We start from the raw sequence: 11,158 nt of genomic DNA on the forward strand, positions 1-11,158 counted from the left end.
GACTACTTCTTAGGAGACTCAGCCCCGCCGCGCAACCCGATCATCGTCAGTGACCTCCCCCACGGGCGTGCGGCGAAACACCTGTCCGCGAGACGGCCGACGCCTCTGACACCATGGCATGTGTGAGCTTTCCCCATGACGCCCCAGTTTCGCAGACGCGAGGAGACTGACGCCCTTTCGTTGTACGAGCCTCATACGGGGAGAGCGCGCTCCCCGCTCACCGGCGGCCGGGATCACCGGCCGGGCCCCCCGAATACCGAATCGCAGATCAGGACCAAAGTGGCGTATTCATACGAAGCCCCAGTTTCGCAGACGCTTTTCGACCGTGCGTCCCTCGTGACGCCCGGCGGAGTGAACTCACCCGTGCGTGCCTTCCGGGCCGTGGGCGGTACGCCCCGGTTCATGGTGTCCGGCACGGGCCCGTACCTCACCGACGCCGACGGCCGTGAGTACGTCGACCTCGTGTGTTCGTGGGGGCCGATGATCCTCGGCCACGCGCACCCCGAAGTCATCGCCGCCGTCCAGGACGCGGTGGCCCGGGGTACCTCGTTCGGTACGCCCGGCGAGGGCGAGGTCGCGCTCGGCGAGGAGATCGTGGCCAGGATCGAGCCCGTGGAGCAGGTGCGGCTGGTGTCGTCCGGCACCGAGGCGACCATGTCCGCGATCCGGCTCGCCCGTGGCTTCACCGGGCGCGCCAAGGTCGTGAAGTTCGCCGGGTGCTACCACGGCCACGTCGACGCCCTGCTGGCCGCCGCCGGATCCGGCGTCGCCACCTTCGGCCTGCCCGACACGCCCGGCGTGACCGGCGCCCAGGCGGGCGACACGATCGTGCTGCCGTACAACGACCTCGATGCCGTGCGGGCCGCCTTCGCGGCACAGCCGGGTGAGATCGCCTGTGTGATCACCGAGGCGTCGCCGGGCAACATGGGCGTCGTGCCCCCGCTGGACGGCTTCAACGCGGGGCTGAAGGAGATCTGCGCGGCCGACGGCGCGCTGTACATCTCCGACGAGGTGATGACCGGCTTCCGTACGTCCAAGGCCGGCTGGTACGGCATCGACGGGGTGCGGCCCGACCTGATGACCTTCGGCAAGGTCATGGGCGGCGGCTTCCCGGCGGCGGCCTTCGGCGGCCGTGCCGACGTGATGGCGCACCTGGCTCCCGCCGGTCCCGTCTACCAGGCGGGCACCCTCTCCGGGAACCCGGTCGCCACCGCGGCGGGCCTCGCCCAGCTGCGGCTGCTCGACGACGCGGCGTACGCGAAGGTCGACGCGGTCTCCGCGGAGCTGCGCTCCCTGGTCGGCGAGGCGTTCACCAAGGAGGGCGTCGCGCACACGGTGTCGGCGGCGAGCAACATGTTCTCCGTCTTCTTCACCGAGGGACCCGTCCGGAACTACGAGGACGCGAAGAAGCAGGAAGCTTTCCGCTTCACCGCGTTCTTCCACTCGATGCTGGAGCAGGGCGTGTACCTGCCGCCTTCCGCCTTCGAGTCCTGGTTCGTCTCGACCGCCCACGACGCGCGGGCACTGGAGCGGATCGCAGCGGCGCTGCCCGCCGCCGCCCGCGCCGCATCGGAGGCCACGGCATGAGCGCGCGTACGGAGAAGGACATCACCGTCGTCCACCTGATGCGACACGGTGAGGTGCACAACCCGGACGGCGTCCTCTACGGGCGCCGCCCCGGTTACAGCCTGTCGGAGCTCGGCCGCCGGATGGCGGACCGGGTCGCCGAGCACCTGGAGGCGCGCGACATCACGCACGTCGTGGCCTCCCCGCTGGAGCGGGCCCAGGAGACGGCCATGCCCGTCGCCAAGTCGCACAGCGTGGAGCTGGCCACCGACGAGCGTCTCATCGAGGCGGCCAACGTCTTCGAGGGCAAGACGTTCGGCGTCGGCGACGGCGCCCTGCGCAAGCCCGAGAACTGGAAGCACCTCACCAACCCCTTCAAGCCGTCCTGGGGGGAGCCGTACGTCGACCAGGTCGTACGGATGATGGGCGCCCTGGACGCCGCGCGTGACGCCGCGCGCGGCCACGAGGCGGTCTGCGTCAGTCATCAGCTGCCGATCTGGATCGTGCGGAGCTTCGTGGAGCGGCGCCGGCTCTGGCACGACCCGCGCAAGCGGCAGTGCACCCTGGCCTCGCTCACGAGCTTCACGTACCAGGGGGACAAGATCGTGTCCGTCGGGTACACCGAGCCCGCCCGGGATCTGGTGCCGGCGCATCTGCTCGCGGGTGCGAAGCCGGTCAAGGGGAAGTCCAAGGCGTTCGGAGCCTGAGGGTTCGCCGGGCCCTCGCCCCCACCCTTCTGTATGTCATGTGCAGCACCTGTAAGGGTCTGCTCACGTAACAACTTTTGTGATTATCGGCGGAACCCCCGTGTTGGTTTCCTCATCTAAGCCATCGCCAGTTTGTATGGCAATGAGGTAATACGACCGCAGATGGGGACGCTATGCGTGAAATGAACCGAAGGGGCCTCCTCGGGGCCGGACTCGGAGCCGCAGCCGCACTCACGATGACCGGCTGCGGCTCCCTCGGGTCATCGGACGGCGGTGGGCCGGAGCCCGAGAAGGGCGGCAAAGGCGGCAAGGGGACGCACGGCAGCGGCGGCTCCTCCGGGAAACACGTCAGGCTGATCGGCGACGGTTCCACCGCGGACACCGGAAAGCAGCCGAATCAGCCCGCCGCTCCGGTCCGGCTGGAACCCGGCCAGACGCCGCCGCAGTTCGTGATCTTCTCCTGGGACGGGGCGGGCGAGGTCGGCAACGGGCTCTTTCCGCGCTTTCTCGAACTCGCCGAGGAACACGACGCGGCGATGACCTTCTTCCTCTCCGGGCTCTACGTGCTGCCCGAGTCGAAGAAGTCCCTCTACCGGCCCCCCAACAACCCCCGGGGCGCCTCCGACATCGGCTATCTCTCCGACGACCACGTCAAGCAGACCCTGAAGTACGTCCGTCAGGCCTGGCTCGACGGGCACGAGATCGGCACCCATTTCAACGGGCACTTCTGCGGCGGTTCCGGATCGGTCGGCGACTGGACGCCCGCGCAATGGCAGAGCGAGATCGACCAGGCCGTGTCGTTCGTCACCGAATGGCGCACGAACAGCGGCTGGGAGGACATCGACCCGCTGCCCTTCGACTACCGGAAGGAACTGGTCGGGGGCCGCACGCCCTGTCTGCTCGGACAGGACAATCTGCTGCCCACCGCGAAGCAGCTGGGCTGGCGCTACGACGCGAGCTCGCCCGGCGGCACCCAGGTGTGGCCCGGGAAGCGCCAGGGTGTCTGGGACCTTCCGCTGCAGGGCATCCCCTTCCCCGGCCACACGTTCGAAGTCCTCTCCATGGACTACAACATCCTCGCCAACCAGTCGATGAATTCGACCAACGGCATGCCCTCGCGCTATCCGGGATGGCGCACCCAGGCCACCGGGGCCTATGTCGCCGGATTCGACCGCGCCTACGAGACGAATCGCGCGCCCTTCTACATCGGCAACCACTTCGAGGAGTGGAACGGCGGCATCTACATGGACGCCGTTCAGGACACGCTCAAACACATCGCGGGCAAGCCGGATGTGCGCCTCGTCTCCTTCCGGCAGTTCGTCGACTGGCTCGACGCACAGGACCCGGCGGTACTCGCGAAGCTCCGTACGCTTCAGGTCGGCCAGGCACCCGAGGGCGGCTGGAACACCTTCTTTAAACAGGCTTGACAAGGGTCTTTACGGGCACCGAGGGGGGTGCCCAAGATCCCTGGAACTGCCATGCGAAACTTTTCACATGAGCTCTGGCAGTGCACCCCGACGCCGCTCCACCCTGCTCGCCGCCACTGCCGTGGCCGGTGCCCTGACCCTGTCCGCATGCAGTGGTGACGGCGGCCAGGCGGGTGGCGGCGGCAACACGAACTTCGTCACCGGCAGCGGGGGGATCTCCACCGTCGCCAAGGGCGAACGCACCGACGCGCCGAAGCTCGACGGGGCGACGCTGGACGGCACGCCCCTCGACATCGCCGACTACAAGGGCAAGGTCGTCGTCCTGAACTTCTGGGGATCGTGGTGCGGCCCCTGCCGTGCCGAGGCCAAGCACTTCCAGAAGGTCTCGAAGGAGACCGAGGACGAAGGCGTCCAGTTCGTCGGCGTCAACACCCGAGACCCCAAGAAGTCCCTCGCGGTCAGCTTCGAGGAGGACTTCGGGGTCACCTACCCGAGCATCTACGACCCGACCGGGAAGCTGCTCCTGCGTTTCCCGAAGGGCACGCTGAACCCCCAGGCCATCCCGTCGACCGTGGTCGTCGACCGGGACGGGAAGCTCGCCGCCCGTACGCTCGCCGCCCTCGACGCGGAGAAGCTGCGGAAGATGATCGACCCGCTGATCGCGGAGAAGTGACGCCGTGCTCCAGCTGGCCGCGGCAACCGGATTCAACGACACCGTCTTCAACGGTGCGCTGCTGGTGGCTCTGCCCATCGCCCTGCTCGGCGGTCTCGTCTCGTTCTTCTCGCCGTGCGTCCTGCCGCTCGTGCCGGGATACCTGAGCTACGTCACCGGTGTCAGCGGCACCGACCTGGCCCAGGGCCGGCGCGGCAGAACCGTGGCGGGCGCCTCCCTCTTCGTGCTCGGCTTCACCGCCGTCTTCGTCTCCGGCGGGGCCCTCTTCGGCTACTTCGGCCAGACCCTCCAGGACTACAGCGGGACGCTTTCGAAGGTCCTCGGCGTACTGATGATCCTGATGGGCGTCTTCTTCATGGGCCTGATGCCCTGGATGACCCAGCGCGAATTCCGTATCCACAAGCGCCCGGTGACCGGACTGGCCGGCGCGCCCCTTCTCGGTGCGCTCTTCGGGATCGGCTGGACGCCGTGCCTCGGCCCCACGCTCTCCGCCGTCAGCATGCTCGCGGTGGACCAGGGGACCGCGGGCCGCGGAGCGGTGCTCTCCGTGGCCTACTGCGTCGGGCTCGGTGTCCCGTTCGTCCTGGCGGCCGTCGCCTTCCGCAAGGCACTCGGTGCGTTCGGCTGGGTCAAGCGCCACTACGCATGGGTCATGAGGATCGGCGGCGGCATGATGATCGTGACCGGAGTGCTCCTGCTGACGGGCGCCTGGGACGCGCTCATGCAGGAGATGCGAGTCTGGTCCGACGGCTTCACTGTGGGGATCTGAGTTTTCATGAGCAACACGAACACCACGGACGAGCGCGACCTCGGCCAGGCCGGGGAACAGCTCTCCACCGCCCCGCGCGAGGAGTCCGCGGCATCCGTGCCCGCGATGGGCGTCATCGGCTGGACCCGCTGGTTCTGGCGGCAGCTCACCTCGATGCGGGTCGCGCTGATCCTGCTCTTCATGCTGTCCCTCGGCGCCATCCCCGGCTCGCTGATCCCGCAGAACAGCGTGGACGAACTGAAGGTGCAGACCTTCAAGGAGGCCCACACCACGGTCACGCCGGTCTACGAGAAGCTGCAGTTCTTCGACGTCTACAGCTCGGTGTGGTTCTCCGCGATCTACATCCTGCTGTTCGTCTCGCTGATCGGCTGCATCGTCCCGCGCACCGCGCAGTTCGTGGGCCAGCTGCGCGGCCGTCCGCCCGGCGCACCGAAGAAGCTGACCCGCCTGCCCGCATACACCACCTGGCGCACCGACGCCGCACCCGAGCAGGTCCACGAGGCCGCGCTCACCATCCTGCGCAAGCGGCGCTTCCGCTCGCACACCGCGGGTGACGCGGTCGCCGCCGAGAAGGGCTATCTGCGCGAGACCGGGAACCTGCTGTTCCACATCGCGCTGATCGTCATGCTCGTCGCGTTCGCCGGCGGGCAGCTCTTCAAGTCCGAGGGCGGCAAGCTCATCGTCGAGGGCGACGGATTCGCCAACACGATCACCCAGTACGACGACTTCAAGTCCGGCTCGCTCTTCGACAACGACGACCTCGCCCCCTTCAGCTTCGACCTCCAGGACTTCGTCGGTACGTACGAGCGCAGCGGCCCCCAGCGCGGTACGCCCCGGACCTACGAGGCCAGGGTGACGTACGCCGAGGGCGCGGACGGCGAGACGAAGAAGAAGGTCATCGAGGTCAACAAGCCGCTCGCCGTCGACGGCACGAAGGTCTACCTCAACGCGCACGGCTACGCCCCGGTCATCTCGGTGAAGGACGGCAAGGGCAAGGAGGTCTACAGGACCGCCGTACCCCTGCTGCCCATCGACAACAACGTCACCTCGACCGGTGCGATCAAGGTGATGGACGGCTACAAGGACAAGAACGGCAAGAAGACCCAGCTGGGGTTCCAGGCCTTCTTCGTCCCGACGTTCGCCGGCGACGGCCAGGGCACGATGTTCTCGCAGTACCCCGGCCTCGACTACCCGGTGCTCGCGCTCAACGGCTACTACGGCAGCCTCGGCGTCGACTCGGGGCTGCCGCAGAACGTCTACCAGCTCGACACGTCCAAGATGAAGGAATTCAAGGACAGCAACGGGGACAAGCTGAAGAAGCGGCTGCGCCCCGGCGAGACCATGAAGCTCCCCGACGGCGCGGGCTCGGTCACCTTCGAGAGCGTCGACGAATGGGCCAGCTTCCAGATCTCGCGCCAGCCCGCCAGCGGTTGGGCCCTCACCGGCGCCGTCGCCGCCATCATCGGGCTCGCCGGCTCGCTCTTCATCCAGCGCCGCCGGGTGTGGGTGCGGGCCGTACGGGGGCCGGACGGAGTCACCGTCGTCGAGATGGCGGGCCTCGGCCGCAGCGAGTCCGCGAAGCTTCCCGAGGAGCTGGCCGGCCTCGCGGTCGCCCTCAACACCGTGGCGCCGACCGCGCCCGACCCCGAACCCGAGCCTGAAGAACCCTCCGAAGAACCTGCCGAAGGGGCTGAGAAGTGAATCTCGCCGCCGCAACCAACGAGAATCTGGCGAACATCAGCAACACGCTGATCTACTCGTCGATGGCCGTCTACACCCTGGCCTTCTTCGCGCACATCGCGGAGTGGGTGTTCGGCAGCCGCAGCAAGGTCGGCCGCACGGCAGCCGCGCTGAAGGGGGACTCGTCCACCGGGGGTTCGCCGGTGACGGTGAAGGCCGCGCAGGCGGGCGGCACCACGGTGCTGGAACGCCCGAAGATCGTCACCCGTTCCGCCGCGGGTACCCGGGACGTCCCGGACGGCCCCGGCGCGGCCGGCGGCACCTTCAAGGGTGACCTGTGGGGGCGCATCGCGGTCTCCCTGACCGTCGTCGCCTTCGCCGTCCAGGCGGGCGGAGTCGTCGCGCGCGCCCTGTCGGTGCAGCGTGCCCCGTGGGGCAACATGTACGAGTTCTCGATCACCTTCTCCACCGTGGCGGTCGGTGCCTACCTGACCCTCCTGGCTCTCAGGAAGAACGTCCGCTGGATCGGCCTGCTGCTGGTCACCACCGTCCTGCTGGACCTCGGCATCGCGACCACCACGCTGTACACCGACAGCGACCAGCTGGTCCCGGCGCTGCACTCCTACTGGCTGTGGATCCACGTCTCCACCGCCATCATCTGCGGCGCCGTCTTCTACCTGGGCGCCGTCGGCACGCTGCTCTACCTGTTCCGTGACAGCTACGAGAACAAGATCGCGAGCGGGGGCACACCCGGGAAGTTCGCGACCTCCGTCATGGAGCGGCTGCCGGCCGCGAAGACCCTGGACACCTTCTCCTACCGCATCAACGCGGCCGTCTTCCCGCTCTGGACCTTCACGATCATCGCGGGCGCGATCTGGGCGGGCGACGCCTGGGGCCGCTACTGGGGCTGGGACCCCAAGGAGGTCTGGTCCTTCATCACGTGGGTCGCGTACGCCGCCTACCTGCACGCCCGCGCGACGGCCGGCTGGAAGGGCCGCAAGGCCGCCTACCTGGCCCTGGTCGCCTTCGGCTGCTGGCTGTTCAACTACTACGGCGTGAACATCTTCGTCACCGGCAAGCACTCCTACGCGGGAGTCTGACCGCCGCACCCGCACACGACGGGAGGGCGCGACCATCCGTGGTCGCGCCCTCCCGTCGTACGCGCGGTCAGCCGAGCGGGACGTCCAGGACCGCCTTGCGGTGGCTGAACGTCTCCAGGGAGTACCGGCCGTGGTAGTTGCCCATGCCGCTCTCGCCGACCCCGCCGAACGGCAGGTCCGAGACGGTCAGATGGGCGAGGGGCAGACCCATGCCGACCCCGCCGGACGAGGTCCCCGTCAGCAGCCGTTCGCGCACGGAGGGGTCGCCGGTGAACGCGTACAGCGCCAGCGGCTTGTCGCGGTCGTTGATGAAGCCGATGGCCCCGTCGACCCCGTCCACGGTGATGATCGGCAGGACCGGGCCGAAGATCTCCTCCCGCATCACGGGGGAGTCCGGGTCGACGTCGGCGAGCACGGTCGGAGCGATGTACTTCTGATCCCGGTCGTGGGCGCCGCCCGTCACCGTACGGCCCGAGTCCAGGAGGCCGACCAGCCGGTCGAAGTGGCGCTCGTTCACGATCCGGCCGTACTCCGGGCTGGTGGACGCGTCGTTCCCGAACAGCCCCTCGACCGCCGTCGCGAGGGCGTCCTCCAGGGCTCGTGCGGTCTCCGGGTCGGTCAGGACGTAGTCGGGGGCGACGCACGTCTGGCCCGCGTTGAGGAACTTCCCTGAGGCCAGCCGGGCGGCCACCGTCTCCAGGTCCGTGTCCCGGTCCACGAACGCGGGTGACTTGCCGCCCAGTTCGAGGGTCACCGGTGTGAGGTGCTTCGCCGCGGCGGCCATCACGATCCGGCCGACCGTGCCGTTGCCGGTGTAGAAGATGTGGTCGAAGCGCTCGGCGAGCAGGGCGGTGGTCTCAGGGACCGCACCCTCCACGACGGCGACGGCATCCGTGTCCAGGTACTCCGGCAGCAGCCGGGCCACGGTGGCGGAGGTCACGGGCGCCAGCTCGCTCGGCTTGGCGACGACCGCGTTGCCCCCGGCCAGCGCGCCCACGACGGGGGCGAGCAGCAGCTGCACCGGGTAGTTCCACGGGGCGATGACGAGGACGACCCCGAGCGGGTCCTGCACGGTGTGGGCGGTGGCCCCGGCGAGGACGGCCGGTACGGGGGCGGGCTCGGGCTCGAGCCACGCCTCCAGACGCTCCAGGGTGTGGTCGATCTCGCGGACCGTGAAGTCGATCTCGGTCCGGTAGGCCTCCTTGCGGCTCTTGCCCAGGTCGGCCCGGAGAGCGTCGGCCAGCTCGTCGCCGCGTTCGGTGAGCAGGGCGCGCAGCCGCGTCAGCTGAGCGGTCCGCCAGGCGAGGTCCCTGGTGCGGCCGGTACGGAAGGTGGCGCGGAGCCTGGCGACGACGTCGGCCGGGGCTTCCCGCGCGGTCTCGGCGGCGCTCACAGTGCTTCCAGGATCTCGCGGGCCAGCTGCTCCGAGGAGGCCGGGTTCTGACCGGTGTGCAGGTTGCGGTCGTGCACGGTGTGCACCGACCACGGGTCGGCGGCCGTGTAGTCGGCGCCGAGCTCGACGAGGCGGTTCTCCAGCAGCCAGGGGGCCTTGGCCGCGAGTCCGGCCTGGGTCTCCTCGGCGTTGCTGAAGCCGGTCATGCGGTAGCCGGCGAACGGCCAGCTGCCGTCCTCCCGGCGGGCGGGAAGCAGCGCGGCGGGCGCGTGGCACAGGACGGCGACCTGGGTGCCGGAGTCCAGGGCGGAGGTGAGCAGCCGGCCGGACACCTCGCTGACGGCCAGGTCCTCCATGGGGCCGTGGCCGCCGGGATAGAAGACGACGTCGTACGACGTGGGCACGACGTCCTCCAGCCGGGCCGGGATGCGCAGCGTCTCGTCGATCGAGGCGAGGTAGGAGGCGACGGCGTCGGCCTGCTCCTGGCCGCCGTTGGCCTCGGCGGCGAGGCTGGCGCTGTCCACGGTGGGGGCGACGCCGCCGGGCGTGGCGATCGTGATGTCGAAGCCGGCCTGCGCGAAGACGCGGTGCGGGGCGGCGAGCTCCTCGGCCCAGAAGCCGGTCGGGTGGGCGGTGCCGTCGTTGAGGGTCCAGTGGTCGGCACCGGTGAGGACGAAGAGTACGGAGGGCATGACGGGGTGCTCCCTACGAGACGCGAGACGTGAGACGCGTGAACATGAAGCTTGATATGCTCAAGCAACACTGTTCATGTAACGGGTTAAAGTTGAGCATGTCAAATGAATGCGGGTGTGTGGCGGACAGCGTCCGGGCCTCCGGACCGCGCGTACCGAACGAAGGATGACCGACCATGACGAAGGAACCGGCACCCCGCGCCGTCCCTACGCCGGACGAACTGCTGGAACCCCTCGCGGTCGTCGTCCGCGGTCACCACGACGACCTCACGGCCGTCGCCGGCCGCCACGGCCTCAGCACCTCGCAGGCCCGGGCGCTGATCGCCCTCAACGAACCCATGCCCATGAGCGCGCTGGCCAGTCATCTGGTGTGCGACGCCTCCAACGCCACCGGCCTCATCGGCCGCATGGAGACCCGCGGCCTGGTGACGCGCACCCCGGCCCCCGGCGACCGCCGCTCCAAGGTGGCCTCCCGCACGACGGAGGGCACCGAGCTGGCGCATCGCATCCGCTCCGAGATGCGTGTGGTGCACGGCGCCCTGGAGGCCCTCACGCCCGAGGAGCGCACGGCCCTGCTGCCCCTGCTCGACCGGCTGGGGCGCCTGCTGTCCTCATGACGTCACGACGTCATGAGGAGGGCGTCAGGAAGCCGCGGGCGGGGCCTGGTCGTCGGGACCGGTACCGCTCTCGCGACGCTTGATCTCGTCCTCACGGCGGCGCAGGTCTGCCTCCCAGTCCTTGAGGAGCGACTCGTCCTTCTTCGTCCCGTCCTTCTCGCTCTCGTCCTTCAGCGACTTGAGGAAGTCCGGATTGTCGTCGGGTGCCACCCACGTGGTGCGGCGCCCGCGGTGCCACTCCGAGGGGGTGCGGCCGCCGTCCGGCGCGTTGCGCACCTTGCCCGCGGCGAGCCAGACGACCGGTCCGACGATCCAGAACAGCAGGATGATGAAGACCCAGGCCACCTTCGGCAGGTGCTTGGCCTCGTCCTCCGGAGTGTTCAGACAGTCGATGAACGCGAAGATCGTCAGCGCCAGCGGCAGAAGAAAGATCAGGGCCCTGAGCATGGTGCAAGATCTCCCGAGGTGAGGTGAGGAGGCGCACTGACCGCCCCCGGTGACGGGCCCAGGGTAGCCGGTGTCCGATACTGAACG

11 protein-coding genes are annotated in these 11,158 nt (G+C 69.1%); 8 read left to right on the forward strand and 3 right to left on the reverse strand.

Annotated features, from left to right (window positions below):
- Window positions 1–279: 279 nt before the first annotated feature.
- From hemL to ccsB, 7 genes are all read left to right on the forward strand, one after another.
- Complete coding sequence (gene hemL, locus ABZ441_RS19610; protein WP_358975471.1) at window positions 280–1,587, forward strand: glutamate-1-semialdehyde 2,1-aminomutase; 1,308 nt, start codon at window positions 280–282, stop codon at window positions 1,585–1,587.
- Window positions 1,584–2,273, forward strand: a complete 690-nt coding sequence (locus ABZ441_RS19615) for a histidine phosphatase family protein (RefSeq protein WP_205022541.1) — start codon at window positions 1,584–1,586, stop codon at window positions 2,271–2,273. Before hemL ends, ABZ441_RS19615 begins: the two co-directional genes overlap by 4 nt.
- 173 nt (window positions 2,274–2,446) lie before the next feature.
- The gene (locus ABZ441_RS19620) at window positions 2,447–3,700 is read left to right on the forward strand and encodes a hypothetical protein (RefSeq protein WP_358975475.1); all 1,254 of its coding nucleotides are present in this window, start codon (window positions 2,447–2,449) and stop codon (window positions 3,698–3,700) included.
- Between the two features lie 67 nt (window positions 3,701–3,767).
- Window positions 3,768–4,373 (forward strand): TlpA disulfide reductase family protein, encoded by a 606-nt coding sequence (locus tag ABZ441_RS19625; protein ID WP_358975478.1) that lies wholly within the window; start codon window positions 3,768–3,770, stop codon window positions 4,371–4,373.
- A 4-nt stretch (window positions 4,374–4,377) separates the two neighbouring features.
- Window positions 4,378–5,142, forward strand: a complete 765-nt coding sequence (locus ABZ441_RS19630) for a cytochrome c biogenesis protein CcdA (RefSeq protein ID WP_358975481.1) — start codon at window positions 4,378–4,380, stop codon at window positions 5,140–5,142.
- A gap of 6 nt (window positions 5,143–5,148) precedes the next feature.
- A complete protein-coding gene (locus ABZ441_RS19635) occupies window positions 5,149–6,843 on the forward strand; it encodes a cytochrome c biogenesis protein ResB (RefSeq protein WP_358975484.1) in 1,695 nt (564 codons plus the stop codon).
- Window positions 6,840–7,922, forward strand: coding sequence for a c-type cytochrome biogenesis protein CcsB (gene ccsB / locus ABZ441_RS19640; protein WP_358975486.1), 1,083 nt, complete (start codon window positions 6,840–6,842; stop codon window positions 7,920–7,922). The genes ABZ441_RS19635 and ccsB overlap by 4 nt, the downstream gene beginning before the upstream one ends.
- 67 nt (window positions 7,923–7,989) lie before the next feature.
- Here ccsB and ABZ441_RS19645 read toward each other — a convergent pair whose 3' ends face one another.
- Both ABZ441_RS19645 and ABZ441_RS19650 read right to left on the reverse strand, forming a co-directional pair.
- Complete coding sequence (locus tag ABZ441_RS19645) at window positions 7,990–9,315, reverse strand: aldehyde dehydrogenase family protein (RefSeq protein WP_358975489.1); 1,326 nt, start codon at window positions 9,313–9,315, stop codon at window positions 7,990–7,992.
- Window positions 9,312–10,007 (reverse strand): type 1 glutamine amidotransferase domain-containing protein, encoded by a 696-nt coding sequence (locus tag ABZ441_RS19650; RefSeq protein WP_358975492.1) that lies wholly within the window; start codon window positions 10,005–10,007, stop codon window positions 9,312–9,314. The genes ABZ441_RS19645 and ABZ441_RS19650 overlap by 4 nt, the downstream gene beginning before the upstream one ends.
- A 176-nt stretch (window positions 10,008–10,183) precedes the next feature.
- Between ABZ441_RS19650 and ABZ441_RS19655 the strand changes: the two genes are divergently transcribed.
- A complete protein-coding gene (locus ABZ441_RS19655) occupies window positions 10,184–10,624 on the forward strand; it encodes a MarR family transcriptional regulator (protein ID WP_358975495.1) in 441 nt (146 codons plus the stop codon).
- A gap of 24 nt (window positions 10,625–10,648) precedes the next feature.
- Here ABZ441_RS19655 and ABZ441_RS19660 read toward each other — a convergent pair whose 3' ends face one another.
- Entirely contained in the window at window positions 10,649–11,071 is a 423-nt protein-coding gene (locus tag ABZ441_RS19660; protein WP_358975498.1) for a PLD nuclease N-terminal domain-containing protein, read from the reverse strand.
- Between the last annotated feature and the right edge of the window lie 87 nt (window positions 11,072–11,158).

This window comes from Streptomyces sp. NPDC005752 (genome assembly GCF_040630715.1).
GTDB lineage: Bacteria > Actinomycetota > Actinomycetes > Streptomycetales > Streptomycetaceae > Streptomyces.